Origin of the sequence: Thioalkalivibrio sulfidiphilus, from assembly GCF_000377945.1 — a bacterium.
Taxonomy (GTDB): domain Bacteria; phylum Pseudomonadota; class Gammaproteobacteria; order Ectothiorhodospirales; family Ectothiorhodospiraceae; genus Thioalkalivibrio_A; species Thioalkalivibrio_A sulfidiphilus_A.
The window spans coordinates 75,069-101,894 of the sequence record NZ_KB898928.1; the positions used below are offsets into that span (position 1 = coordinate 75,069).

A 26,826-nucleotide genomic window follows, 5' to 3' on the forward strand; every position below is an offset into this window, starting at 1 on the left:
TTTCACTTGCTGAAGCAGACTAGTTACTAGACACACGCAATTTCGGAAACCAGACCATGGCCGCGATCCTGCCCAACGAGAATACTCCGCGCGCATCCCTGCTGCCGAACACCGAGCGCCGTGAGAGACTGCGCAAGATCCGCGGTATTCGCGACGGCATATCCCGCTATGGCGTGGCTGCGGCAGGCCTTGGGGTGATCTTCGCCCTGGCCCTGATTTTCTTCTATTTGTTCTACGAGACCTTCCCCCTGCTCAAGCCCGTGAGCATGGAGGTCGCTTACGAGATTTCCGTGCCCGGTGACGAGGAACCCGCCCCCACCGTGCATCTGACCTTGGACCGTTTCGAGGGAATCGGCGGGCGTTTCTCCGCGTCTGGCGGCATCACCTTCTTCTCCCCCGAGACCGGCTCCATCCTGATGCGCAAGCAGGTCAATGTCCCCGAGGATGCCACGGTCACGGCCTTCGGGCGCTCGGAAAGCCGCCGCAGCCTGTTCGTCTACGGCTTCTCGGACGGCTCTGTGCTCCCGTTGAAGCTGGAATATGACCAGACCTTCCCCGAGGGTGTGCGCGTGGTGACACCCAGGCTCTCCTTCCCGCTCGGTGAGGAGCCCATGCGCATCGGCGACCGGGTGCAGGGCGATTACACGGCCCTGACCGTGGTGGAGGGGCGCACCGGCTACGTGGTGGCTGGTGGCAACCAGGACGGCAGCATCGCCATGGCCCTGTTCAGCGCCCGCAGGAACATGCTCACCGGCGACGTGCAGATCAGCCGCCAGGACTATGAACTGCCCGCCATCTCCCGGCCCGTGCGTCAGCTGCTCATCAACGAGACGTTGCGCAACCTGTTCGCCGTCGATGACCAGGGTATGTTGTACAACATCGACATCGTCGACCCCAACCGGCCGCGCATCATCGAGCGGGTGCAACTGGTGGCTGATGGCGCTTCCGTCACCGCGGCGGACTTCCTGGTGGGGTCGCGTTCGCTGATCGTGGGCGGTTCCGACGGCAGCGTCTCCCAGTGGATGCTGGTGCGCGACGAGGAAACCAACGTGCCCCACCTGACCCGGGTGCGCGGATTCCGTCAGCATCCCGGCGCAGTGACCTATATCGAACCCGAGTACACCCGCAAGGGCTTCCTGGTGGGCGATGCCACCGGCACCGTGGGGCTGCACTATGCCACCTCCAGCGTGACCCTTAAGCAGATCCCGGTCTCCGGACAGCCCATCACGCGCATCGCCGTCTCGCCCATCAACCGCCTGGCCCTGGTCAAGGGCGAGGACTCCGAGGCCCTGCGCGTGATCCGCATGGACAACCCCCATCCCCAGGCCTCCCTGAGCGGGCTGTGGGGCCGGGTCTGGTACGAGGGGCGCGGACAACCGGAATTCATCTGGCAGTCCTCCGGCGCCGACGATGCCTTCGAGTCCAAGTTCTCCCTGGTGCCGCTGACCGTGGGCACCCTCAAGGCGGCGCTGTTCGCCATGCTGCTCGGCACCCCGCTGGCCATCATGGGCGCCATCTACACCGCCTATTTCATGGCCGGTTCCATGCGCCGCATCGTCAAGCCCTCTCTGGAGCTCATGGAGGCCCTGCCGACCGTGATCCTGGGCTTCCTGGCGGGGATCTGGCTGGCGCCTTTCATCGAGAACAACCTGCCCATCCTGGTCTCCGTGCTGGTGCTGCTGCCGCTCGGCATGCTGGCGTTCGGCTACGGCTGGACCCGCCTGCCCACCAGTATCCGGCACATGATTCCCCCAGGCTGGGAGGCGGCGCTGCTGGTGCCGGTGGTGCTGGTACTGGGCTGGGTGGCCATCACCACCAGTCCCTGGATCGAGGTGGCCTTCTTCGGCGGCTCCATGCGCCAGTGGTTCACCGACGTGGGCATCCCCTACGACCAGCGTAATGCCCTGATCGTGGGCCTGGCCATGGGCTTTGCCGTGATCCCCACCATCTTCTCCATCGCCGAGGACGCGGTGTTCAACGTGCCCAAACACCTGACCCAGGGCTCTCTGGCCCTGGGCGCCACTTCCTGGCAGACGGTGGTGGGCGTGGTGCTGCCCACGGCGAGCCCCGGCATCTTCTCGGCGGTGATGATCGGTTTCGGCCGCGCGGTGGGTGAGACCATGATCGTGCTCATGGCCTCGGGCAACAGCCCCATCGTGAACTTCAACCTGTTCGAGGGCATGCGCACGCTGGCGGCCAACATCGCCGTGGAGCTGCCGGAGACCTCGGTGGGCGGCACCCACTTCCGCATCCTGTTCCTCTCTGCGCTGGTGCTGCTGATACTCACCTTCGTACTCAATACAGCGGCGGAAATCGTGCGCCAGCGCCTGCGCAAGCGCTATGCGTCCCTGTGATCCCGGAACCGATTCGAGGCTTTTGACATGAAAGAATGGTGGAAGAGCGGTTCTCCCTGGATCTGGCTGAACGGTGGCGCGGTCACCGTCAGCATGATCATGGTGTTCGGGCTGCTGATGCTGATCCTGATCCGGGGCTTCGGCCACTTCTGGCCCCACGGTGTGGTCCAGGCCTACTACGAACTGCCCGGTGCCGATCGCGTCGAGGTGGTGGGCACGTTGCGCCGCTCCGAGACCCTGACTGGACAGTCCATGCGCGAGGCGGGTGCCCCCATCCCCGAAGACCAGCTGGTGGTGACCCGGCACCTGTTCAAGCTGGGTAACCGGGACGTGACCGGCCGTGACTTCACCTACTTCATCGACGACTTCCTGGGTGAATGGCGCTATCCCAAAGACATGACCGTACTGGAACGCCGTGAATGGGGCGACTTCTACGGCCAGCCCCTGCGAGTGCTCGAAGCAGGCAGCACGGTAGCGGAAGGTGCGGAGCTCTGGCCCGAGTTCCAGGCCCGCCTGGCACGTACCAACCAGCTCTACGACGAGATCCGCCAGATCGAGCGACGTGACATCGGCAACATCAATTTCCGCCTGGAGCGAGTGCGCCTGGATCAGCGCCGTGCCGAGCTGCGTGGCACACTCACCCCGGAACTGGAGCGCCAGTTCGTCGAGCGCCGCGCCGCCCTGGATGCGGAATACGCGGTGCTGCAGGAACGCCTGGACACCCTGATCGACGAGGCGCGCCGGGACGCCATCGTCATGCGCGCCGCCGGCGGCCAGGAGGTGACCATCCGCCTGGATCGCATCGTCAAGGCCTGGCAGCCGAACAACATGTCGATCCCGTCCAAGGTGGTGTTCTACGTTCAGTCCTTCTTCGACTTCATCTTCGGTTATCCCCGCGAGGCCAACACCGAGGGCGGCATCTTCCCGGCCATTTTCGGCACCGTGACCATGGTGCTGGTGATGTCCATCATCGTGACCCCCTTCGGCGTGCTGGCGGCCATCTATCTGCGCGAATACGCCAAGCAGGGCCCGCTGCTCAGGACCATCCGCATCTCGGTGTACAACCTGGCCGGGGTGCCCTCCATCGTGTTCGGCGTATTCGGCCTGGGCTTTTTCGTCTACCTCACCGGTGGCGCCATCGACCGAACGTTCTTCCCCGAGGCCCTTCCGGCGCCCACCTTCGGCACCCCGGGCCTGTTCTGGGCCTCCCTGACGCTCGCGCTGCTCACCCTGCCGGTGGTGATCGTCTCGACAGAAGAAGGCCTGGCGCGCATACCCTCCACCATCCGCCAGGGTTCCCTGGCGCTCGGTGCCACCAAGGGTGAAACCCTGTGGAAGGTGGTGGTGCCGCTGGCCACGCCAGCCATGATGACCGGCCTGATCCTGGCCATCGCCCGGGCCGCAGGCGAGGTGGCGCCGCTGATGCTGGTGGGCGTGGTCAAGCTCGCTCCAACGCTGCCCATCGATGGCAACTTCCCCTTCATCCATTTGGAGCGCAAGATCATGCACCTGGGCTTCCACATCTACGACGTGGGCTTCCAGAGCCCCCATGCGGAGGCCGCCGAGGCGCTGGTCTACGCCACGGCCCTGATCCTGGTGCTGCTGATCGTGATGCTCAACCTCACGGCCATCACCATCCGAAACCACTTGCGTGAGAAATACCGCGCGGAATCCGACTGATCACCGAAGCTGTCGGACACACAAGAGATCACAGATATGGACGGTACCAACACCATGAGCCAGCAGACCACGATGACCCACGGCATGGGCGAGAAACTCTTCGAGGGCGTGAGCCGCAAGCGGCTGAACATCGCCAGCGAGGACATCTGTCTTCAGGTCAACGACCTCAAGCTCTACTATGGCAATGACATCGCCATCAAGGGCGTGAGCATGGCGATCCCGCGCAACCGGGTGACCGCCTTCATTGGCCCCAGCGGCTGCGGCAAGTCGACCCTGCTGCGCTGCTTCAACCGCATGAACGACCTGATCGACGCCTGCCGCATCGAGGGCGAGATCCTGCTAGATGGCAAGAACATCTACGAGCGCGGAGTCGATGTGGCCGAACTTCGTCGCCGGGTGGGCATGGTGTTCCAGAAGCCCAACCCCTTCCCCAAGAGCATCTACGAGAACATCGCCTACGGTCTGCGCCTGCAGGGTGTGAAGGATCGCAAGGTGCTGGACGAGGTGGTGGAGCGTTCCCTGAAGGGCGCCGCGCTGTGGGACGAGGTCAAGGACCGTCTGCACGAGAACGCCTTCGGCCTGTCCGGCGGTCAGCAGCAGCGTCTCGTGATTGCGCGGGCCATCGCCATCGAGCCCGAGGTGCTGCTGCTCGACGAGCCCGCCTCGGCCCTGGACCCGATCTCCACGGCCAAGATCGAGGAACTGATCGACGAGCTCAAGGATAACTACACCATCCTGATCGTAACCCACAACATGCAGCAGGCGGCTCGCGTGTCCGACTACACCGCCTACATGTACCTGGGCGAGCTGATCGAGTTCGACGACACCCTGACGGTGTTCACCAACCCGGCCCAGAAGGCCACCGAGGATTACATCACCGGCCGATACGGTTGATTTGATAGACGCCGCAGCGTGGCAATAAATCTAAAACATTCGACAGGGTTTACATGATTAACAGGATTAAAAAACGTCTTTCCAAGCGCTTCTGATTTAATCCTGAAAATCATGTACATCCTGTCAAATAATTTTTTCTGCGACAAATAGCAGTTATCTTGATTCCACCCGGAGCAAAGTGTCATGGATAAAACCCGTCTTGGCGGTCACTACCTGGAGAAATACGACGAGGAACTGGAGTCGGTGCGTCACCGGGTGCTGTCCATGGGCGGCCTGGTGGAGGAGCAGATCAGCAATGCCATCCTGGCCCTGGGCAGCGGCGATGCCAAGCTGGCCGAAGAGGTCATGGCCAATGACATGAAGGTCAACGGATTCGAGGTGGCCATCGACGAGCAGTGCTCCCAGATCCTGGCCCGTCACCAGCCCGCCGCCACCGACCTGCGTTTCCTGCTCGCCGTCATCAAGACCATCACCGACCTGGAGCGCATCGGCGACCAGGCCGAACGCGTGGCCCGTATGGCCATACACCTGGCCGAGAAGGACCGTCCCAAGAACCAGTATGCCGACGTGGTGGCCCTGGGCGAGCGTGTGCTCAAGATGGTCCACGAGGCCCTGGACGCCTTCGCCCGCATGGACGTGGGAGCCGCCGTCGCCGTGGCCCGCTCCGATGCCGCCGTCGACAACGACTACGAAGCCATCATGCGCCAGAGCATCACCTTCATGATGGAAGACCCGCGCACCATCAGCCGTGCCATGGACGTGATCTGGGCGATCCGCGCCCTGGAGCGCATCGGGGATCACTCTCGCAACATGTGCGAGTACGTGGTGTATCTGGTCAAGGGCAAGGATGTGCGGCACATCAGTATTGATCAGATGGAAGAGGCGGCATTGGGGAAGAAGAAGGAGTGATTCTTTCGCTGGTGTCTTTGTCCGGCCGTAGATCCAGGTTGTTGTGATTCGAGGTGGGTTTTTCTTAGAGCCAAGGTCAAAGGCTTCCGATCCCCGTTGCACGGGGCTCGGGTTACTTTTCTTGCTTGTCCAAGAAAAGTAACCAAAAGAAGGACACCCCGATGCCGCACCCGCTGATCGCGGGTGCCCTGCGTTGCTCGGCTTCGAGGGGGGCGCCTGACAGGCCGTCCTTGGCCTGGCAGGCGACGCGCCGCGTCCCTGCGGCGCCCCTTCGGGCTATTTCCCTCGAAGCCTGCGCTACTCGGTGCGGCATAAGGGGGAGGTAGGTCAAAACCGCTTCGATCTGCCTTGGGTTTTCCTGGTAGGAGCCCCGATCCCGGGGCGAATATCCCACCATTCGCCCCGGGGTCGGGGCTCCACATAAAGAATACAACCCCACCGAAGGTCAAAGGGGTTGCTGCCTTTGACGTCCCCTCCCGTTTTTCTCGCCGAGCACGGGGGTGTTCCGGGGTTAAAGCCCGATAGGGGCGCCGCAGGGAAGCGGCGCGTCGGCTGCCAGGCCACGGACGGCCTGTCAGCCGACCTCCCCGGAACGCCCCCGCGCGCAGGGCACCCCGCAGGGGCGAGAAAGTCGGGTGTCTTTTCTTTGGTTACTTTCTTTGGACAAGCAAAGAAAGTAACCCGAGCCGGCTGCAAGCCGGATCGGAAGCCTTTGACTTTGACTCCAGCAAAAAACCAACGGGTTACCCCGCCGCCAACCCAAACGCCCCCTTCAACCCAAAGAAGAACACAACCGCCAGAATCGCCCCCGCCGGCAGCGTCACGATCCAGGACAGGAAGATGGTGCGCAGCACCCCAGGTTGATGGCCGCGATGCCCCGCGCCATACCGACCCCTTGATTACGGATGCGGGAACGCCCCTGGGTGGGGCGGGCAGGATCAGGAGGCGGTTTCGGCCCCGGCGGCCTGGGCGGTCGCCGGGTTGGCGTGACGGATGATCCGCTCCGCGGGGAAATCGCAGATGAAGCGGCTGCCTTCGCCCAGGCGGCTTTCCACCCGCAGGCGAGCGTCGTGGTGCTGTAGCACGTGCTTGACGATGGCCAGGCCCAGACCGGTGCCACCGGTGGCCCGGGAACGGTCGGATTCCACCCGGTAGAAGCGCTCGGTGATGCGCGGGATGTGATGGGCCGCGATGCCGATGCCCGTGTCCTGGACCTCGAAATGGGCACCGTTGCGGTCCTCGTACCAGCGCACGGTGATGCTGCCGCCGGCAGGCGTGTAGCGCACGGCGTTGCTCACCAGGTTGGAGAAGGCGCTCTGTAGCTCCTGCTCAACCCCCTTGAGCCACAGGCCAGTATCGGACTCCAGGCAGATGTCCAGCCTGGCCTCGGCGGCCAGGATGCGGGCATCCTCCACCACGCTCGCCAGCATGGCCGGCACCGACACCGGCTCACCGTCCCCGGGCCGTGACTCGGCAGCCTCCAGGCGCGACAGGGTGAGCAGGTCCTCGATGATCTGGCGCATGCGCGTGGCCTGCCCCTCCATGGAGCGGTAGGTCCGCAGCAGGGCCGGATCGTCCTGGGCGTCCTCGGCGAGGGCCTCCAGGTAGCCGGCGATCACCGTCAGCGGGGTGCGCAGTTCGTGGGAGACGTTGGCCACGAAATCGCGGCGCATCTGTTCAAGACGATGAATACGGGTCACGTCGCGCACCGAAAGCAGGAACTGCCGGTTTCCATAGGGCACCATGCGGGCACTGAGCTGGCGGTCGGTATCCGGGCCGGCGGAGAATTCCACCGGCTCGGTAAAATCCCCCTTCTCCAGGTAGCCCAGGAAGGCCGGTTGGCGCAGCAGGTTGGTGATGCGCCGGCCCACGTCGTCCGGGGACTTGAGCTCCAGCAGGCGCACGGCGGCGTCGTTGAACCACTCGATCTCGAGCCGGGGGCCCAGGATCACCGTGGCGTCCGGCATGGCGGCGCTGGTTTCGTTGAAGCGGTTCAGCAATTTGGCGATCTTCTTCTTGCGGCGTCGGTTGCGCTGGTAGAGCCGATAGTGTTCGCTGACCAGATCGCCCCAGACGCCACTGGCCTCGGGCGGCTCATCACGCTTGCCGTAGCGGATCCAGGTGATGAAGCGGTACAGCTGCCGGAACTGCCAGCCGATGTAGGCGGCCAGGGCCAGCAACGTGCCCCAGGGCCAGAATCCGAACAGCCAGTCCACCAGCAGGCCGGCGAGCACGAATCCCGCCAGGCGCCAGACCTCCACCGACCAGGGTGTCGACAAGCCTCAACTCCTGGACGAGAACCGGTACCCGGCGCCGCGCACGGTCTGCACGTAGCGGTCGTAGCCGGACGGGCTGAGGGCCTTGCGCAGCCTCAGGATGTGTACGTCCACGGTGCGTTCCTCCACGTAGGTGTTGCGTCCCCAGACCCGGTCCAGCAGCTGGGAGCGGGAATACACACGCTCCGGGTGGGTCATGAAGAACTGCAGCAGGCGGAATTCCGTCGGCCCCATTTCCAGTGCGTTGCCATCCACGCTGGCCCGGTGGCTGGCTGGATCCAGGGTCAGGCCATCCACCTCGAGGGGCTTGTCCTCATTCTCGGGCACGGTGCGGCGCATGACCGCCTTGATGCGCGCCACCAGTTCACGGGGGGAGAAGGGCTTGGTGACGTAGTCGTCGACGCCGGCCTCCAGGCCGCCCACCCGGTCATCCTCCTCGCCCCGGGCGGTGAGCATGATGATGGGCACGTCCCGGGTGTATTCGTCGCGCTTCAGGCGCCGGGCGAGATCGATGCCGCTGGTGCCGGGCAGCATCCAGTCCAGCAGGATCATGTCCGGCAGGCGACTGGCGATGCGCTCCTGGGCCTCGCCCCCGTCCACCGCCTCATCCACCTCGAATCCGGCGCGGGCCAGGGCGAAGCTCACCATCTCACGGATGGCCGGCTCGTCTTCCACGATCAGTACGGTCTTGGCATTCATCACTGTGGGCATCTGTCCTTGTTTGAGACAGCGGTATTACAACGGATGTTTGTGACAGACCGGTGACAATTGTGCGTCAAGCCGGGAAAAGTCGCCATCGCGCGGCGCCAGGGCAGAGCCCTGGGCCCAATGCGGCCCGTCGGCGAATGATGTCCGTTGGATGAACCCGTGACAGGACCCGGGATGCACTCCCCTGTCCCAGAGGCTAACATGCCGTCATGACGGGGGGTCACGATCCCGCCGACCCGACAGTCCCAACCGGGAAACACCCATGTGCCGACACGCCGCCTATCTAGGCGCGCCGATCCCCCTGGGCCAGTTCCTGCTGGCGCCGGCCCACAGCCTCGAGGTGCAGTCCTGGGCGCCCCGGGAGTTGCGCTATGCCAGGCTCAATGCCGACGGCTTCGGTTTCGGCTGGCACGGTGCCGACGGCACTGCACGGCGCTACGTCAATCCCATGCCCATCTGGTCGGACGTCAACCTGCCCGCCCTGGGAGACACCCTGACCAGCCCCGTGTGGCTGGCGGCGGTGCGCAGCGCCACCTCGGGCTTTGCCAGCGGTCCGTCCAACACCCAGCCCTTCGCCCGGGACGGACTGCTGTTCTCCCACAACGGTTTCCTGGAGGACTTCGTCTCGCGGGTGCGCCCGGATCTGCAGGCCTGGCTCACGCCCGACACAGAGGCCAGCATCGGCGGCACCACCGACTCGGAATACCTGTTCGCGGTGATCCGCCAGCTTCTCGCCGAGGACGACCTGCCCGTGGAGGCCGCCCTGGGGGAGGCCTTCAACCTGGTGGCGGAATGGCTGGACGAAGGCGTGGCCCTGCTCAACGTGCTGGTGAGCGACGGCGAACGCATCTATGCCACCCGCCACGCCATCAACCACGAGTGCCCGAGCCTCTACTACACCACCGACGACGACAGCTTCCCGGAGGGCGCCCAGCTGGTGGCCTCCGAGCGGCTCACCGAGAGCGACCTCTGGCAGGCGGTGCCTGAGCACCACGTGCTGATCCTCGACCCCCATGCCCCCCCGGAGCTGCTCGCCCTGTGAGCGCACGACCACCCCAAGGAGTTTCCTGTTGACGGGACAGAACACCACCTCTCTGATCACCCTCACCCGCCTGCGCGCGGTGCAGCACCGACTGCGGGCCCTGATCGCGCCCCTGGACGACGAGACCTGCCGGACCCGCTTCCACCCGGACCTGAGCCCCCTCGGCTGGCACCTGGGCCACTGCGCCTACGTGGAGAATCACTGGCTGCGCAAGGTGTTGCTCAGGGATGATCGGCTCACGCGCAAACAGCGCGACCTTTTCGCATCGCAGCCGATCCATGGGCCTCGCGGCGAACGGGCGCTGCCGGACAAACAGCGGCTTCTCGATGAGGTCATCCAGCAACAGGACGACAACATCCTGCTGCTCTCCGGCATGGCCGAGGCCCTGCCCCAGCACCCCCTGCTGGAAAACGAATACCTGGCCCATTTCCTGATCCAGCACCATTGCCAGCACCACGAGACCATGCTCATGGCGCTCAACCAGCGTGCGCTCGGGTGCCACCGTGAACAGTTCCAACCCCAGCAACACCTGCGCCCCAACGATGCCCCGCTGGAACGCCTGCGGGTACCTGCCGGGGACTTCCCCGTGGGCGGCGAGCCCCCCAAGGCCCTCGACAACGAACTGCCGGTGCATAGTTTTTCCCAGGACGCCTTCTACCTGGGCGCCAAACCGGTCAGCAATGCCCAGTACCTGTGCTTCATCGAGGCGGGCGGTTATGAGGACCCCGCACACTGGGACGAGGACGGCCGTGCCTGGCTGGCCGAACACCCGGTACGGGCACCGGATCACTGGCGCCAGGACGACCGGGGCTGGTGGTACGGCATCGACCAGGATGGCCCCCACGACCTCGCCCCCGACCTGCCCGTGCACGGTCTCTGCCACCACGAGGCCCGGGCCTTCGCCCGCTTCGCCGGCGCCCGCCTGCCTCACGAGCATGAATGGGAGGTCGCCTGCCGCCTGGGGCTCATGTACGACAGCGGTCATGTCTGGGAGTGGTGCGCCAACAGCTTCTTCCCCTATCCGGGCTTCAAGCCCTTCCCCGATGAAGCACAATCCCTGACGGGATTCGACGGACAGCACTACACCCTGCGCGGCGGCAGCCGCCACACCCGCCGCGACCTGCGCCGCTGCAGCTATCGGAATTTCCACACGCCGGAGAAGCGGCATGTGTTTGCGGGGTTGAGGCTGGCCTGGTAGGAAAATTCAAGATTCAAAATTCAAAATTCAAAGGTGAGGCCATGGATTTCCCTTTGAATTTTGAATTTTGAATTTTGAATTCCCCCCCCTCGCCTTGTTAGGCTGGGGCCATGCTGACCCTCCTCGAATACCTCGTCATCACCTTCCTGGCGGTCTTCGTCATCGTCAATCCGCTGACCACGGCCTTCGTGTTCATGGCGCTGCTGCCGCGGGCCTCAGAAGAACGCCGGCGCATGATCGCGCTGCGTTCCACCAAGATCGCCACGGCACTGTTCTTCGTGTTCGCCACCATCGGCGGCATCATCTTCCAGCTGTTCGGCATTACCCTGGCGGCGTTTCGCATCGCCGGCGGCGTGATCCTGTTCGGCATCGCCATGAACATGATCCGCAAGCGAGGCGACGAGGACGAGGAAAAGGCCGAGGAGGCCCGCTCGGAACAGAGCCGACTCACCGACGACATCTCGGTGATCCCGCTGGCCATCCCCTTCATCAGCGGACCCGGCTCCATTGCCACGGTGATGATCCTCACCAGCGAGGCGCCCACCATCTACCACACCGGCCTGGTGTACCTGGCGGTGCTGGCCACCACCATGGCCTGCTACTTCGCCATGGTCCACTCCCGGCACATCGTGCGATTCCTGGGGGAGACCGGAAAACAGATCCTCACCAAGATCTTCGGCCTGATCCTGGCCGTGCTGGCCATCCAGTTCATCATCAATGGCGTCAGCGACGCGGTGACCGGCTACATGCTGGACAAGGGCCTGCTGGACGGCACGGTGATCGAGGACCCACGCACGCCGCCGCAGAACCAGCGGCTGGATCTCGACACGGGCGAGTGATGGATGACGGCGGGCACGGTCCGCCCTATGCTTCGGGAACCAAGTACCCGGCACAACGCACAAAGCAAAAAGCCACCCGGAGTCCCGCCATGCGTCCACACCCCCTGCTGACCAGTCTTCTACTCTGCCTGCTCCTGCTGCCCCTGACCGTACTGGCCGATGACGACGACGCCGTGCGCCTGCACCTCTCCGCCTTCAGCGAACAGGAGGTGGACAACGACCTGATGCGCGTGACCCTGCAGGTGGAGCGCAGCGGCAGGGACACCGCCCGCCTGGCCCGTGAGGTGCGCGAGATCATGGACCGAGCCCTGCGCACCGGCCGGGACCACCCCACGGTGAAGCTGCGCACCCCCGCCTACACCACCCAGCCGGTCTACGAGCACCGGGACAACCAGACCCGTCAGACCGGCTGGCGCATCATCCAGACCCTGGAGCTGGAAAGCACCGACCTGGAATCGGCCACCACCCTGGTAGGCAAGCTGCAGGAGGGTGAGCTGCGGGTCATTCAGATGGGATTTGCGGTCTCCGACGAGACCCGCGAACGGGTGCGCAAGGCGCTCAGTGAACAGGCCATCGACCTGTGGCGCGCCAAGGCCGCCGGCGCGGCGGCACAGGTGCAGGCCAGCCACTGGCGACCTGCGGAACTGCACCTGCAGGATGAACTGGACGGCCCGCCGATACGTCCGCTGATGGCGCGCGCCATGGATGCGGCCATGGAGTCCGCCCCGGCGGTGGAGGCCGGCACCTCGCGCCTGCGGGTGCAGGTGAGCGGCACCGCCCTGGCCTTGGGCGTGAAGGCCGAGGCGTTAGGCGTTAGGCGTTAGGCGTTAGGCGTTAGGCGTTAGGCGTTAGGCGTTAGGCGAGAGCCTGCGTGCCATACCACCGAACGCAAGACCTGATTGATGAATCCCCTCCCCCTCAGGGCAAATCCGCCGGGAGCGGATTTGAACAGCCGAAAGGCTGGCCCGAAGGGTGGAGGGCAGAATGCCCGGAATAGAGGGCCGTGATGAGGGTGGTTTCACGCCTATCACCTATCGCCTTACCCCTCACGACACCTTCACTGCAGATCCATGAGATCCCGGTGCTCTTCCACCAGGGCATCCCGGTAGAACCACACGCGCTGGCTGCCATCCTGCTTGGCGCGGTACATGGCGAAATCGGCGCGTTGCATGAGCTGCTCGGCGTTGTCGCCGTCCTGGGGATAGAAGGCCACGCCGATACTGGTGCGCAACATCAGCGTAATCCCCTCGTGGACGAAGGGCTGCTCCAGTTCCTTCAGGATCCGCCCGGTCACCCTGAGCACGTCGACAGGGGCGTGCAGGCCGCGCAGCAGGACGATGAACTCATCACCCCCCAGACGCGCCACCATCTCACCGTCGGCCTCCCGGGAGCCGGGTGATGGCACGAGCTGTCCACGGGCCACGTAGTCCTGGTCGCGCACACAGGCGCTGACCAGTTGCGCGAAGTGCCTGAGCACCCGGTCGCCCATGTCATGGCCATGGGTGTCGTTGATGTCCTTGAATCGATCCAGGTCCAGAAACAGCACCGCGAAGCGTTCACCCTGCCGGCGTGCCAGCTCCACCGCCCGGCTCAGGTGATCGTTGAACTGCTTGCGGTTGGCCAGGCCGGTGAGTTCGTCGTGGTAGGCCATGTGGTGAATCTGCTGATGACTGTCCTGAAGCCTTTCGACCATTTGCTCAAAGGCCTGCATGAGACCGCCGATCTCGTCCCCGCGACGGTGCAGGGCAGGAAAATCCCAGCTACCCTCCCCGACCCGCAAGGCCGCGCGCTCAAGCGTGGCCAGGGGCTTGAGTACCAGGACACGCAGGGCGAGCAGTACCATCAGGAAGGTGCCGGCGGTGGCCACAAACACCACCAGCAGGACCAGCCAGCCGAGGCCCCGGGTGGCCTGGGCGATCTGATCCCCCGGGACGTGGCCAAGCCAGAGATGATCCGGGTGCAGGGCGCGCACACGGACGTAGTCGGGGCCATGCCGGAGCACCGGATTCGCTTGACCCGTGCGCAGTTCGGCAAGCCCTTCGGCGACGATCTCCGGGAGACCCGCCAGCATGGCCTCGGCACCCGCATCCTCGCCGCAGGCGGCCAGCAGCACCTCGCCCCCGTGAGTCACCGCCAGCAGGTTGCCCTGGCCGGCCTGCTGGTAGGCGAACATCTGTTCGTGGATCAGGTTCAGGTCCATGAGCAGCAGCAGGTAGCCGTAATGCTGCAGAGGGGTCGCCACCGGATCGGCGCGCACGTCGCGCAGCATCACCGGCCGGCTCACCAGCAGCAGGCTCTCGCCCAGTTGCCCATCGTGCACCAGGCGCACCCCGTCGCCCTCAAGGCCCAGCAGCGTGGCGGTCGGCAGGCCCTCACTGGAAGGGCTGCCGGTGCGCACCCAGCGCACGTCCTCGGTACCGTCGGCCAGGGCCAGGCGCACCTCGCGCAGGTCGGGATGGGCCTGCTGATAACCTTCCAGCAGGCGCAGCAGCGGCCCGTAGAGCAGCTCATAGCGCTCGAACTCGTCTTCCGCACGCATGTAATTCTGGAACAGGGGATTGCTCATCATGAGGCGCGCGTTGGCCTCGGCGGTGCGGATCTTGGACTGCATGTGCAGATCCATCTGCTCCAGCAGGGTGTCCACGCGCGCCAGGTGCTGGTCCCTGAGCTGGTCGTGCAACTGCACGTAGGCCAGCCAGCCGAGCAGCAGCAGGGGCGCCACGATCATGGGCAGGAGCCAGAGCGTCACACGCGTCTGCAGCCTGAGCCCGCCGCGCAGGGGCCGTCGGCGATCCGGGCGGCGATCGCTCATGGCTTGCCCGTGTCCTGACGAGGAACGGATGACTCCATGTCAGGCACCAGGCTCACGCAGCACACGCTGATGGATGTCCTGCACCCGGCGCGTCACCCGGGGTGGCAGTGGAACGAGCACCTCGGAGCGTCTCAGGGTGTCGGCATCGGGATAGATGGCGGGGTTGTCCAGGATCTCCCGGGGCAGCAGGGGCTCGGCGGCCCGGTTGGGACTCGGGTAGTTGAAAGTGACCGTCGTGCGGGCCGCGTTCTCGGGTCGGGTCATGAAATCGATGAAGGCCCAGGCAAGGGACTTGTTGGGAGACGCAGACAGCACGGTCCAGTAGTCCACCCACAACTCGCCGCCCTCCATGGGAACCGTGTAGCGCACCTCCGGATTCTGTTCCTCCAGGGCCAGGGCATCGCCGCTGTACATGATGGCCGCGGCCACCTCGCCGGTGAGCAGCGCGGACTCCTCGGTGATGTCCACGTAGCCGTAGGCCTTGACCCAGGGACGCTGGGCCATGAGCAAGCGCTCGGCGGCGTCCAGGGCGGCTGGCTCGGTGCTGTTGGCGGAATGGCCCAGGGCCTTGAGCGCCATGGCCACGCTCACCCGGGCGGTGTTGACCATGACGATGCGCCCGCGCAGCGCCTCCTCGGGTTCGAACAGATCCATCCAGCTGTGCGGTTCGGTGCCCACCAGGTCCCGGCGGTAGGCAATGCCCAGAGTGCCCCACAGGTAGGGCACGCCATGGGTTTCCGCAGCCTGGTAGGCGGCGCGCCAGCGGGGATCGATGTGTTGCAGCTGGCTGAGCACCGCCGTGTCCAGGGGCTCGAGCCAGCCCCGGCGAACGTAGCTCGCCAGGTTCGAGCCGTTCACGAGTACCACGTCGTAGCCGCGCCCCTCGGCTTCCACCAGCAGGGCATCGCGGTCGTCATCGGTCTCGTAATAGATCAGGTTGAGGCTCACGCCGTGCTCACGCTCGAAGGCCTCGACCAGATCGTCATCCAGGTAGTCAGGCCAGTTGAGCACGGTCAGTTCGGACTGGGCCGATGCCCTGCCTGGCAGCAGGCTCAACATCAGAACGCCAAGTATCAACGGCAGGTAAGCCATACAGAGACCTCGATGCATTCTGATCACGACACAGGCTCCATGCCGGCCAGTACCACCCGGTTACGACCCTCGGCCTTGGCCCGGTAGAGGGCCTCGTCCACCCGCTGCAGCAGGGCATCCGGGCTCTCCTCATCCAGGCTGGCGGTGGTGCCCGCACCGATGCTCACGGTGATGCGCTCGGGCCCCTCTTCGGTGATGTCCATCCTGGCCACCGCCAGGCGAACCCGCTCGGCCACCTCCTCCACCTCGGGCAGCGCGGTGCCGGGCAGCAGGATGAGAAACTCCTCGCCACCGTAACGCACCAGCACGTCGCCCTCGCGCAGCACCCGCTGAACCGTCCGGGCGGTCTGCACCAGGATGCGGTCTCCGGCCAGGTGCCCCCAGGTGTCGTTGACCGGCTTGAAGTGGTCGATGTCGAACATCACCAGCCCCAGGGGTTCGCCGCCACGGCGTGCGCGGGAGAACTCCTCTCCGAGGCGTTCCATGCCCATGCGCCGGTTGTAACAACCGGTGAGGGCATCCATGGCGGCGATGCGCCCCAGTCGCTCGTGGCTCAGGGCGTTCTGCAAGGCGAGCTTCAGGCTCTGGCGGAAGAAATCCAGCAGCCGAAAGATCTCCGGGGTGAAGGGGGTCAGGGAGGCCAGCACCAGGATACCCAGGGGCTCGCCCTTGCTCTCCACCGGCAACAGCAGCAACTCCCGGGGGGTGACCTGAGGGCCGCCGGTGAGCAGCACGTCGACGGGGGAGTCCACCTGCCGGGCCTTGAGGTCGGTGAGCGCCTTGCGCAGGTCCGAACGCCGGGCCAGGTCCTCCGCATGACTCAGGCCATAGGCGGCTGCGCACTGCAGTTCACCCTCCTGGAGCACGAACAGCGCGCCGCCCACCGCGCCGCTGCGCGCCAGCATGACGCTCAGGGCCTCCCGGCACAGGGGGGCGAGATCCAGCTGCGAGGCGAGGGTCTGGGAGAAATCCCGCACCGCGTCCTCGGTGCGCCGGGCGCGCACCAGGGCATCGATGAGGCGATTGAAGGCATCGGCGGCCTTGCCGAGCTCATCGGCGGAATCCACGGGCACGTGGTAACGCTCGGAGCCGCGCCCCAGCATGGAGGTCTGCCCCTCTTCCTCCTGAAGGGCCATGCGGAAATTGCGCATGCCCTCGGAGAGCGTCTTCACCCGGGGCCGCACAAGACGACAGGCCACCAGGTAATTGACCGCGCCCACCGCCAGGCCGGCACCGAGACAGGCGGCATAGAAACTGGGCTTGTAGGCGAGGGATTCGGGCACGCCGAGCAGGACCACGAAGGGCGGGAAGACCAAACCGGCCACCAGGCCGAGCCCGATCATCCAGGACATCAGCTCCACGAACAGGCGCCGCCTTGGGGCGAACGGCTGCTGCGGGCCTTGGGCTTGAGGGGGAGTCACTGGCTTCCCCATGGGTTTCTCCGGGTGACTGAGGCGCCCGGAGAAACCCTGCACGCACCGGAGTCGCACCCGGGGGGCGCAACTGCATGTGACGGAATCCAGTCCAGGGGTATCCGGGCGGGGCTTGAGGGCCGCTGCCAGTCGGGCGAGCGGGGCCTGTGCGCCCTTCGTATTGTTATTTCCCGACTATATCCCCGGGGCGCCTCAAAAGGCACCACAGCCCGTCGGCCCATCGGGGCATTCCATGAGTGGCGCGACCAGCGGTCAGAAATCCGGGATAAGCGGCGCCATACCCCTATGGATTGCATGGCGATTTTGCGGCAGGCATGGAGGCCTTATTCAGCCAACTCCACCCGCAGGCGCCCCTGTTCCACCCGCAGGTCCTTCACACCGCTGGCAAAGGCCTTCCAGAAGCCCTCCTCGGTGCCGTAGAGGGCCACCAGGTCCGCACCCTTGAGTCCGCCCAGCCAGGCGGACGGCAACGGCACGCCCATGACACTGACCCCCTCCAGCACCACCACCAGCCGCCCCTGTTCATGGGCCAGGCGCAGACCCGCGTCCAGGCGCACGGTCTGGCCGGGCATGAAGGGGAAGTCCGGCGGCAGATCCAGTAGCCAGGTGGCGGAGACCTTGTCCCGGGACAGGTGCAGGGCCATGCGGTCGGCCAGGTCCGGGTTGCGGGCGATGAGGCCGTTCAGTTCCCGCTGGCTGAAGTACAGCACCCGGGCGGACGGCTCCTCCCGGTAGAGTTCCGGCACCAGGGGCTTGCCCCGGCTCTCCAGGTCCACGATGGGGCGACGGTCCCGTTCCGCCCGGCTATCCGGCTGCGCGCCCTGGAGCTGGCGAAGCTTCGCCTCCAGGGTCTGGCGCTCCTCCACGTTCAGGGCCACCGGCTCGATGGGTGCCGGAAACACATAGGTGCGCACCACCCAGAGCGTCGCCAGCACCGTGAGCAGGATCACCGCCAGCATGAGGATGGCGACCTGGAGGCAGCCGAAGCGGCGGGGTGCGGGAGGCGGGGCCGGGGTGGAGACTTCAGTCATCGCAGTGGCAAGTGGCAAGTGGCAAGTAAACCCAGAATACTCCTCGGGGTTTGTTTTGACATCCTTGCCACTTGCCACTTGCCACTTGCCACTGTCATCACGCCGTCACAAACCGCCCCTACCATGACAGCCCCATGAAACAGACCCTGATTCTCATTCTCCTGCTGACCCTCGGACTGGCACTGAACGCCCAGGCAGAGGCCTTGCCCTGGAGTGAGCAGGCCGCGGCGGGGCGGGACGCGAAGGCCCTGGAGTCCATGGCCCATGCCCATCTGGACCAGGAAACGCCGGACCCCGCCCAGGCCGCCCTGTGGCTTGAATCGGCCGCGAAGGCCGGTTCCGGGAGCGCCATGGCCCACCTGGCGTGGTTGCATGCCGAAGGCCTGGGGGTGAACAAGGACGGTGGCCAGGCCGTGTACTGGTATGAACAGGCGGTGGACGCGGGCGAGGTCCAGCACACCCTGAGCCTGGGCTGGGCCTACCTGCGCGGCGAACTGGTGCCCCGGGACCGGGCGCAATCGGAAGACTGGTTTCGCAAGGGCATCGAGGCGGGTTACCCCCAGGCGCGCATCGCCCTGGCCTCGGTGCTGATCGCCGACGCCTTCGGCGGCCAGGCGCCGGAACGGGCCCTGGAGGCCGAGGCCCTGCTGCAGCCGGCCCTGGAGGCGGAACCCCAGCTGGTCAGCTACTTCCTGGCCCGGCTGTACGTGGAAGGCATCGGAGACGTGGAACGGGACATGACCCGGGGTTTCGCCTACACCCGCATGGCCGCGGAACTGGGGCACACCCAGATGCAGGGCTGGCTGGGCCGCATGTACGCGGACGGCGACGGCGTGGAGGCCGACCCGGCAGAGGCCCTCAAGTGGGCGAGCCTTGCGGCCGCCGGCGGGGACATCTTCGGCAACCGCACCCGGCTGGAGCTGGAAGCCACCCTGGACGACGCGACCATCGGCGAGGGACGCCGCCGGGCCGTGGAATGGGCCCAGGCGCGCAACCATTCACCCGGCCCTTGAACGATCAATTGTCAGTTGTCAGTTGTCAGTTGTCAGTAGTCAGTGGTCAGTTGTGAGTTGTTCAATATTGATGACCACTGACCACTGACCACTGACCACTGACAACTGACAACTGACAACTGACAAAGAATCATGTCCATCAGCGCCGGGACTCCTTCAAGAAATACAACCCCAGGGCCACGAAGATCACCCCCACCACCAGGGCACCGGTCCCGGTCATGGACTGCCCTTCGCTCACCGTGAGCCGGCTCAGGAAGATCTCACCGCTGAGCAGGACATAACCGCCGATCCCCAGCAGTCCCAGACCCACCAGCACCAGGCCGGTGTCCGTGCGACGCCGTTTCATAAGCCCTCCTGATATCCTGTGTGACGACCCGGCCGGGATGAAATCCCGGTTGCCGCCCGTCTAATGTCCCAGATGCCCGGGAACCTCGCAGCAAAATGACGGACTCATGCACAGAGCCCGGGGCAAGCTGCCCCATCCAAACACAGGAGTGCACCATGGTCAAAAAACCCGCTTTCTGGCTCCTCGCCCTGTGCGCGGCCCTGCTCAGCGCCTCCGCGAGCGCCAGCGGACTGCCCCCCGCCAACCCGGCCCTGGCCGAGAAGGTGCAGGCGCTGCCCGAAGCGGACCTGATCGTCTACAGCCCGGAGCAGGCCAGGCACCACGTCACGGTATTCACCGACGTGAACTGCCCCTTCTGCCGGCGCCTGCACACCCAGATGGACGACTATCTGCTGTTCGACATCGAGATCCGCTACGCGGCCTTTCCCAACATCAACAACGCCCTGGAACAGATGCACGGCGTCTGGTGCAGCGAGGACCGCAAGGCGGCCATGACCAAGGCCAAGCGGAACGAGATCGTCAAGGTGGAAGGCTGCCGGAGTGAGGCCGTGAATGACCAGCTGGAAATCGCCCTGGTGCATCGATTCCTGGGCACCCCCGCCATCGTCACCCCCAGGGGCCGGGTGCTGTACGGCCATGTCACCGCCGAGCAGCTGATCGAGGTCCTGGAGCTGGAGGCGGCCACCCCGTAGGCCGCCGAGACGGCCATGGACAACCTGTTTGCGGGTATCCCCGAACACCTGCCCACCGAGTGGCTGCAGGACCTCCTGGTGCACCGGGGCCTGCGCATCGAGCGCATCGTCTCCCGGGGACACGTCTCGCCGCCGGACCACTGGTACCAGCAGGGCTGGGACGAGTGGGTGCTGCTGATCCAGGGCGAAGCCGAGCTTGAATACCGGGACCCGTCGGCTCGACGACGCCTGGTCCCCGGAGACTGGCTGTTAATCCCCGCCGGCATCGCGCATCGCGTCAGCTGGACCACCCCGGATGAGAACACCCTCTGGCTCGCCCTGCACTGGGACGCCGAGGCTGATGCCCGGACGCCGGTCGGCGGCTGAAGGACACTCAAAAACCGAAATCGATCTCTCGCCAAGGCGCAAAGACGCCAAGAAAACCTTCTTTATGATTTCCCCCGCGTCTCGGCATCCCTGCTAGAGAATATTTTTGTCAAGGCGTGAGGCAAACCACGCATGCCTCTACGTAGAAGCTGCGCTTGGGGATTGTCACGCCATGATTATTCTTGGCGTCTTTGCGCCTTGGCGAGAGCATGTTTTTTTGACCCTGGCTTTGTCCGCGCGCCAGCGTCACCGAGAGAGCGCGGTTTTTTTGCCCTAGCGCATGAAGGCAAAGCCCTCTTCCTGCTGCAGGCGCACGATCTCCGCATCCGCCATGGGCACCACGGTGGTGAAGCCGTGGAAATCCTCGGGTGCATAGCCGCGACGGCGGGCACCGGCCGCACAGATGCGAAACTCCACCACGTCACCCACCGAGAGGCTCTGGGCGCGAGCCATGATCTCCGCATGCTCGGCGTAGTTCTGGCGCGCGAAGGCGTGCAGGGCCTCACCGTGGACCACCACCACCACCCGGGTGTCGAAGGGATTGGCGCCGTTCATGCGGCTCAGGTAGCTGGCCCGGTCGATCACGCTGCGCAGCTTGTCCGGCGTGGGCGAGTCGGCGTCGTAGACCACCTTCTGACCGTCGTAGGTCTGATGCACCTCGGTGGCGACGCCCCAGGGCGCGGGCAGTTCCTGCGCCGGGCCAGCGGCCGGGATCAGCATCATGCCCGCTACCGCCACCCGCCATGTCAACTTGAACATGATTCCTTCCCCCACGCGCCTCTCGCGCGATCAGTGATGTGACAAGCCATGAAGATGCGTATCGGGTACATGATATTCCCCGGCCAGGATCTCCCTGCACGCTATACTTGATCGGCTTCATTCTCTGGCTGCTGCTGGGACCCAAGTCCGGGCGCTGACCCCTATTTCCCCGCCTCCCGAGCCCTGCACTCATCGGAAATTCCGGGTCAGATCAACCCATATTGATCGGCTTTCCCGATTCAATCGGGTTTGCGGATACGTTCGATCAAAAACCACCCTATTCCATTGAATTTTAGCGATTCAGGACACCCAGTTCGGGCTCAAACATTGGCGCTGGCTGCCGCTAGACTGTGTTGAACGGAGCACGTGGACAAGACTCCGGGGTTTACAGGAAGAGAACTCAACACATTCGGACATCGACAGGGAGTTCCACCCATGGCCAGTTCCAACCGCGTGCTTCAACTGCTTTCCACCACCCGGGCGCGTCTTTACCTGCTCGGCTTCTCCACCTGCATCCTGGTCCTGATCGTAGGCCTGCTGGGCATCCGCGGGCTCGGCCAGGCCGAAAAGAGCATGCAGGACACTTACGATTACCGCCTGGTACCGCTCACGGAACTGGCGGACATGATGTTCATGGCCATGAACAGCCGCATCCAGCTCATGAACGCCATCCGCGACGGCTCCCCCGAGGGCATCGACCGGCGCGTGGGCCGGGTGGAGGACATGGCCCGGGACATGGAGGCCAGCTTCCAGGCCATCCGGCCCGCCCTGGCCTCCGGCGGCACCGACCCGGAACGCCTCGCCCAGTTCGAGACCCACCTGCAGCAATACACCCGGGACGGCCTGCTGGCCACCGTGGCGGAACTGCGCGAGCGCCGGGTCACCGAGGCCAACCAGCGCATGGGCAACGAACTCTACAAGGCCTTCGGCCTGCTGCGCGACGACATCCGCTACGTCAACCGCAACCAGCGGGAGCTGGCCGAGGCGGACTTCCAGCGCATGGTGGAAAACAGCGCCTGGGTGCGCAACGCCACCCTGGTGGCGCTGATCCTTGCCATCCTGCTGTCCCTGGGGCTCACCGGGGTGATCACCCGGCGCATCACCGCCTCGGTCGCGGACCTGCGCCAGGCCAGTCACCGGCTCGCCGAGGGCGATCTCTCCGCCCGGGCCGATGACCGGGGCCACGACGAGTTCGGCGCGGCGGCGAAAGACTTCAACACCATGGTCGACGGCGTACGCGAAATCGTCACCCGGGTGATCACGGCCACCGACGCCCTGCTGCAGAACGCACAGCGGGTGGGCAGCATCTGCCAGCAGACCCGCGAGGCGGTCTCCCAGCAGGAGGCCGAGACCGCCCAGGTGGCCACCGCCATGAACGAGATGACCGCCACGGTCCAGGACGTGGCCCGCAGTGCCGCCCAGGCCGCCGAGGCTACCCGCCAGGCCAGCGGCCACGCGGACAACGGCCGCAAGGTGGTCAATGGCACCGTCACCACCATCGGCAGCCTGGCCGACGAGGTGCGCCGGGTGAGCCAGGCCATCGACCAGCTGGGCGCCGACAGCCAGCAGATCGGCAGCGTCCTGGACGTGATCCGGGGCATTGCCGAGCAGACCAACCTGCTGGCCCTGAACGCCGCCATCGAGGCGGCCCGGGCCGGCGAACAGGGCCGGGGCTTCGCGGTGGTGGCCGACGAGGTGCGCACCCTGGCCTCCCGTACCCAGGATTCCACCCGCGAGATCCAGGAGATGATCGAGCGCCTGCAGCAGGGGGCGCGCAACGCCGCCCAGGCCATGGAGGGGGGGCTCAAGCGCACCGACGAGAGCGTCGGTCAGGCCAGCAGCGCCGGTCAGGCCCTGGAGGCGATCACGGGGTCCGTGTCCACCATCGCGGACATGAACACCCAGATCGCCAGTGCCTCCGAGCAGCAGGGCGCCACCGCCGAGGAGATCAACCGCAACATCACCGAGATCAGCAAGCTGGCCAACCTCACCACCCGGGGTGCCGAGGATCTCAGCGAAGCCAGCGCGGAACTGGATCGCCTGGCGGCGGAACTGCGCGACGCCGCTGCCCGGTTCAGCCTGGACGGTGCACCCGCCCAGCTGTCCTCAAAGCCCCGGTAGCCCATCACCACCTCGCGCCCGGCCTCGGCCTGAGGCCCCTCAAAAAGCCCAGGCCCCGATTTCGGGGCCTGGGCTTTTGATCGTCGCGAGACGGTCGCTCAATGATTCATCATAATCCGCCGCCATCCCGCGCCCGTGCGGCACGCCAGCGCTGGAACTGGGGCTGTTCCAGGTAGCCCTGTTCGAGCACATAGTCAAGGCGGGCCTGCACGTTGGCCGTGATGCGCGGATTGACCTCATCCACCGGCCGGCCGTGGGCATCCACCAGTAGATCGGTGTCGGTGCGCAGCACCTCGTCGCCCTGCAGGTCGAAGAACACCAGCGCCGGTGCGTGGGTGAGCCCCAGCCGCACTGCCCAGTCCCTGGGACTCAGGGTCTCGCCGTGCGGCGTGATCACCCGGGAGTCCGCATCGCTCATGTCCAGCTGCACCGCCTCGAAACGCCCGATACCCTCACGCACCGAGGGCACCGTGAGCACGGTGCGGTGCAGACGTTCGCAGGTGTCGCAGTCGGGCCGCTCAAACACCACCAGCAGGGGACGCTGCGCGTCGCCGCCGCGCCGGTCCAGGTTAAGCGGGGCGGCGGCGAACAGGGCCTGGTCGCGGATCACGGCGCGGGCGGGTTCGGCCCGGGCCGCCTCCCGTGCATCCAGGTAGGCGCGCAGGCTCTGGTGTTCGTAGGCGCCCGCCTCCAGGTAATCCAGGGCGGCGGTGAAGCGCTCAGGCCCCACGTAACCCACCATGCGCAGCAGCAGCCGGCCGTCCTCGCCGTAGAAGGCCAGGGTGGGCGTGAACTGGGCACGCTCCTGCACCGCGAAGTCCTTGGCCCAGAGGGTCTTGCCCTGGAAGTCCACCACCTCGTCGTCGCTCATCACCTCGAAGCCGATGACATCGAAGCTGGCCTGCACCCGCTCGACGATCTCGGGCCGGCCGAAGGTGTTTTCCAGGAAGGCATGGCAGTAGCTGCAGGTGCGCGTGCCGAAGAACAGCATCAGGCCGGTCTTGCCGGCATCCCGGGCCTCTTTGAGGTCGGCGGGCATGTCCAGCAGGCTGTCCTTGAACCAGGCGGGGTGCTTGACCTCCACAGGGCCCGAGGTCTGGGCCTGCACAGGGGTAACGAGCAGCGCGGCCGCGAGTGCCAGCAGGCCGATGCCCAGGACACGGGGTATTGCGAATCGAAGCATGGAACAAGCCTCTCACCTTGAATACCTGTGGGAAAACTCACCATATTCTAGCCCGCATATCTAACCACCCTTCTACTGCGGCCGCCGATCTGCGCGCTGTGACGGGGCGTGCTCCCTCCAACCGACTTGACGTAGTGTCGGCTACGCCTGCGCCGTCTTCCGGTCCGCGCCCCCCGTCACAGCGGCATCTCGACGCCCTCGCTACGAACGGTGGTGAGATATGCGGGCTGGTTCACAAGTCATCGGTTCTGGTTTCATGAGACCGACAGACCTTGCATTTCAACAGGGCTTGTCAGAGCCGCGGTTTTCATCTGCATCACACCAAGGCGTACAATGCCCCTCAGTCATCCGCGCCCCTCGGGCGCGCACAACGTGTTCGGACAAACCATGGCCAATTCACTGCAGGAACAGCTGCTGCGCGCCGGACTGGTGGACGAGAAAAAACTCCGCCAGGCGCGCCAGGGCAAAAAACAGGACAAGAAGCAGAAGGCACCCAAGGGCGCCAGGAACAGCCAGCAGACGTCCGAGGCGGAACTGGCCCGACGCCAGCAGGCGGAGCGTTCCCGGGAACTCAACCGCCAGCGTGAAGAGGAAGCCGCGCGCAAGGCCCGGGAGGCGCAGCTGCGCCAGATCATCGAGGCCAATCGCCTGCCCCGCCGGGAGGCAGACGTGACCTACCATTTCGAACACGACGGCAAGGTGCGGCGTATCCACGTCACCCGTGACCAGCAGGCCCGCCTGGGCCTCGGCCAGCTGGGCATCGTCACCCTGGCCGGGGGCTACGAACTGCTGCCCCTGGAGGCGCTGGAGAAGGTGCGCGAGCGGGACCCCGCCGCCGTGATCCTGATCGATACTGACGAACGCAAATCCCAGACCCCGGACGCCGACGATCCCTACGCGGCCTACCAGGTCCCCGACGACCTGATGTGGTGAGGCCGCAATGAGTGCAGACCCGGAGCATCGCGAGGAAGGCCGCGGCATGGCCTGCGCGGGCGAACGCCGCAGGCATCGGCTGCGCATGATGATCATCGCGGGGCTGGTGCTGCTGATCGTCGGGCTGATCCTATGGCAGCCGGTAGCCGTGGCCGATGTGATCGAGTGGGGTCAGTCCCTGGCCCCCCACCCCGCCGCCATCCCGGTGCTGATCCTGCTCCAGGCCCTGCTGCTGGCCCTGGCCCTGCCGGGGACACTGATGCTCTGGGTGGTGGCGCCCTTCTACGATCCCTTGACCGCGGCCGCGATCCTCACCGCCGGCAGCACCCTGGGCGCCCTGGGGGCCTACTACACCTCCCGCTGGCTGGGCGGGCTGTGGCAGCCGGGTCCCACGGGGCAGCGGGTACTGGATCTGCTGTCACGCCAGGGCGATGTCTGGACCCAGCTGGCGCTGCGCGTCCTGCCGGGCTTTCCTCACTCGGTGATCAACTACGGCGCCGGCACCCTGGGGTTGCCCCTCGGTCCGTTCATGACGGCGACGATCATCGGACTGGCGTTCAAATGGCCGATCTACACCTACGCCGTGCATGCCCTGCTCACATCGGGCAAGGACGGGATGGAGATCGAACCGATGTCCCTGCTGCCCCTGTTGGCGCTGGCCGTGCTGCTGGTGGGCGGACGCGCGCTGCGCGCCCGTTTGGGTTAGCCCGCATATCTCACCACCGTTCGTAGCGAGGGCGTCGAGATCCCGCTGTGACGGGGCGCGCGGACCGGAAGACGGCGCCGGCGTAGCCGACACTACGTCAAGCCGGCTGGAGAGAGCACACCTCGTCACAGTGAGCAGATCGGCGGCCGCAGTAGAAGGGTGGTGAGATATGCGGGCTAGGAGCCTGGGCGGTAGAAGTTTTCGGTCGAGCATAAATCGATGCTGATCTGCGGGGGCCGGGTGGCGCCGGGACTGTTATCCAGCCACAGTGACCGGCATGCAGGGTCACCCGGCGTCACAGTGGGCCGCCGGCCCCGCACTGGCGGGGTGTCGGTTATGCCGGGCGCCATCCCAAGCGCTGCATCCGTCGCAGGTTGAGCGCCAGACACACCAGATTCCATTCACCCGTGACCGCTTCAAGCCCCCGGACACTGAAGCG

23 protein-coding genes and 1 pseudogene are annotated in these 26,826 nt (G+C 65.6%); 14 read left to right on the forward strand and 10 right to left on the reverse strand.

Annotated elements, in window-relative coordinates:
• The first annotated feature begins 56 nt into the window (after positions 1-56).
• From D580_RS0104695 to phoU, 4 genes are all read left to right on the forward strand, one after another.
• A complete protein-coding gene (locus tag D580_RS0104695; protein WP_018953278.1) occupies positions 57-2,354 on the forward strand; it encodes an ABC transporter permease subunit in 2,298 nt (765 codons plus the stop codon).
• A gap of 27 nt (positions 2,355-2,381) precedes the next feature.
• On the forward strand, positions 2,382-4,034 hold the full coding sequence (gene pstA, locus D580_RS0104700) for a phosphate ABC transporter permease PstA (RefSeq protein ID WP_018953279.1): 1,653 nt from the start codon (positions 2,382-2,384) through the stop codon (positions 4,032-4,034).
• A gap of 36 nt (positions 4,035-4,070) precedes the next feature.
• Complete coding sequence (pstB, locus tag D580_RS0104705; RefSeq protein ID WP_018953280.1) at positions 4,071-4,928, forward strand: phosphate ABC transporter ATP-binding protein PstB; 858 nt, start codon at positions 4,071-4,073, stop codon at positions 4,926-4,928.
• Between the two features lie 183 nt (positions 4,929-5,111).
• Complete coding sequence (phoU, locus tag D580_RS0104710; protein ID WP_018953281.1) at positions 5,112-5,837, forward strand: phosphate signaling complex protein PhoU; 726 nt, start codon at positions 5,112-5,114, stop codon at positions 5,835-5,837.
• Positions 5,838-6,580: 743 nt separating this feature from the next.
• Here the strand turns inward: phoU and D580_RS16680 are convergent.
• From D580_RS16680 to phoB, 3 genes and pseudogenes are all read right to left on the reverse strand, one after another.
• A pseudogene (locus tag D580_RS16680) lies at positions 6,581-6,732 on the reverse strand (phosphate permease); the annotation flags it as partial.
• Positions 6,733-6,775: 43 nt separating this feature from the next.
• The gene (phoR, locus tag D580_RS0104725; RefSeq protein WP_026289712.1) at positions 6,776-8,116 is read right to left on the reverse strand and encodes a phosphate regulon sensor histidine kinase PhoR; all 1,341 of its coding nucleotides are present in this window, start codon (positions 8,114-8,116) and stop codon (positions 6,776-6,778) included.
• Positions 8,117-8,119: 3 nt separating this feature from the next.
• Positions 8,120-8,812, reverse strand: a complete 693-nt coding sequence (gene phoB, locus D580_RS0104730; protein ID WP_018953285.1) for a phosphate regulon transcriptional regulator PhoB — start codon at positions 8,810-8,812, stop codon at positions 8,120-8,122.
• 271 nt (positions 8,813-9,083) lie between these two features.
• Here phoB and egtC point away from each other — a divergent pair, with 271 nt between their 5' ends.
• From egtC to D580_RS0104750, 4 genes are all read left to right on the forward strand, one after another.
• The gene (egtC, locus tag D580_RS0104735) at positions 9,084-9,863 is read left to right on the forward strand and encodes an ergothioneine biosynthesis protein EgtC (protein ID WP_018953286.1); all 780 of its coding nucleotides are present in this window, start codon (positions 9,084-9,086) and stop codon (positions 9,861-9,863) included.
• Between the two features lie 28 nt (positions 9,864-9,891).
• A complete protein-coding gene (locus D580_RS0104740) occupies positions 9,892-11,061 on the forward strand; it encodes an SUMF1/EgtB/PvdO family nonheme iron enzyme (RefSeq protein WP_018953287.1) in 1,170 nt (389 codons plus the stop codon).
• Positions 11,062-11,171: 110 nt separating this feature from the next.
• Positions 11,172-11,900 (forward strand): MarC family protein, encoded by a 729-nt coding sequence (locus D580_RS0104745; RefSeq protein ID WP_018953288.1) that lies wholly within the window; start codon positions 11,172-11,174, stop codon positions 11,898-11,900.
• Positions 11,901-11,989: 89 nt separating this feature from the next.
• A complete protein-coding gene (locus tag D580_RS0104750) occupies positions 11,990-12,724 on the forward strand; it encodes an SIMPL domain-containing protein (protein ID WP_018953289.1) in 735 nt (244 codons plus the stop codon).
• Positions 12,725-12,957: 233 nt separating this feature from the next.
• On the opposite strand, the gene D580_RS0104755 is transcribed toward D580_RS0104750, so the two are convergent.
• The 4 genes from D580_RS0104755 to D580_RS0104770 form a co-directional block, all read right to left on the reverse strand.
• Entirely contained in the window at positions 12,958-14,712 is a 1,755-nt protein-coding gene (locus D580_RS0104755) for a GGDEF domain-containing protein (RefSeq protein WP_018953290.1), read from the reverse strand.
• A gap of 39 nt (positions 14,713-14,751) precedes the next feature.
• A complete protein-coding gene (locus D580_RS0104760; RefSeq protein ID WP_018953291.1) occupies positions 14,752-15,771 on the reverse strand; it encodes a polyamine ABC transporter substrate-binding protein in 1,020 nt (339 codons plus the stop codon).
• Between the two features lie 56 nt (positions 15,772-15,827).
• Positions 15,828-17,156: a sensor domain-containing diguanylate cyclase gene (locus D580_RS0104765; RefSeq protein WP_038043172.1), complete on the reverse strand. Its 1,329-nt coding sequence runs from the start codon at positions 17,154-17,156 to the stop codon at positions 15,828-15,830.
• A gap of 404 nt (positions 17,157-17,560) precedes the next feature.
• Positions 17,561-18,268 carry a hypothetical protein gene (locus D580_RS0104770; RefSeq protein WP_018953293.1) on the reverse strand — a complete coding sequence of 236 codons (708 nt, stop codon included), beginning with the start codon at positions 18,266-18,268 and terminating at the stop codon, positions 17,561-17,563.
• 134 nt (positions 18,269-18,402) lie between these two features.
• Here D580_RS0104770 and D580_RS0104775 point away from each other — a divergent pair, with 134 nt between their 5' ends.
• The gene (locus tag D580_RS0104775) at positions 18,403-19,281 is read left to right on the forward strand and encodes a tetratricopeptide repeat protein (RefSeq protein WP_018953294.1); all 879 of its coding nucleotides are present in this window, start codon (positions 18,403-18,405) and stop codon (positions 19,279-19,281) included.
• A 139-nt stretch (positions 19,282-19,420) separates the two neighbouring features.
• Here the strand turns inward: D580_RS0104775 and D580_RS0104780 are convergent, their stop codons facing one another.
• Positions 19,421-19,627 carry a hypothetical protein gene (locus D580_RS0104780; RefSeq protein WP_018953295.1) on the reverse strand — a complete coding sequence of 69 codons (207 nt, stop codon included), beginning with the start codon at positions 19,625-19,627 and terminating at the stop codon, positions 19,421-19,423.
• A 155-nt stretch (positions 19,628-19,782) separates the two neighbouring features.
• On the opposite strand from D580_RS0104780, the gene D580_RS0104785 reads away from it, so the two are divergent.
• Positions 19,783-20,319, forward strand: coding sequence for a DsbC family protein (locus tag D580_RS0104785; protein WP_018953296.1), 537 nt, complete (start codon positions 19,783-19,785; stop codon positions 20,317-20,319).
• A gap of 15 nt (positions 20,320-20,334) precedes the next feature.
• Positions 20,335-20,685, forward strand: coding sequence for a cupin domain-containing protein (locus tag D580_RS15200; RefSeq protein ID WP_018953297.1), 351 nt, complete (start codon positions 20,335-20,337; stop codon positions 20,683-20,685).
• A gap of 273 nt (positions 20,686-20,958) precedes the next feature.
• Here D580_RS15200 and D580_RS0104795 read toward each other — a convergent pair whose 3' ends face one another.
• Complete coding sequence (locus D580_RS0104795) at positions 20,959-21,444, reverse strand: DsrE family protein (protein ID WP_018953298.1); 486 nt, start codon at positions 21,442-21,444, stop codon at positions 20,959-20,961.
• Positions 21,445-21,879: 435 nt separating this feature from the next.
• Between D580_RS0104795 and D580_RS0104800 the strand changes: the two genes are divergently transcribed.
• Positions 21,880-23,565 (forward strand): methyl-accepting chemotaxis protein, encoded by a 1,686-nt coding sequence (locus tag D580_RS0104800; RefSeq protein WP_018953299.1) that lies wholly within the window; start codon positions 21,880-21,882, stop codon positions 23,563-23,565.
• 109 nt (positions 23,566-23,674) lie between these two features.
• Here D580_RS0104800 and D580_RS0104805 read toward each other — a convergent pair whose 3' ends face one another.
• The gene (locus D580_RS0104805; protein ID WP_018953300.1) at positions 23,675-24,748 is read right to left on the reverse strand and encodes a thioredoxin family protein; all 1,074 of its coding nucleotides are present in this window, start codon (positions 24,746-24,748) and stop codon (positions 23,675-23,677) included.
• Between the two features lie 387 nt (positions 24,749-25,135).
• Here D580_RS0104805 and D580_RS0104810 point away from each other — a divergent pair, with 387 nt between their 5' ends.
• Positions 25,136-25,681, forward strand: a complete 546-nt coding sequence (locus tag D580_RS0104810; RefSeq protein WP_018953301.1) for a DUF2058 domain-containing protein — start codon at positions 25,136-25,138, stop codon at positions 25,679-25,681.
• A 7-nt stretch (positions 25,682-25,688) separates the two neighbouring features.
• Positions 25,689-26,387 (forward strand): TVP38/TMEM64 family protein, encoded by a 699-nt coding sequence (locus tag D580_RS0104815; protein ID WP_018953302.1) that lies wholly within the window; start codon positions 25,689-25,691, stop codon positions 26,385-26,387.
• Positions 26,388-26,826: the final 439 nt, after the last annotated feature.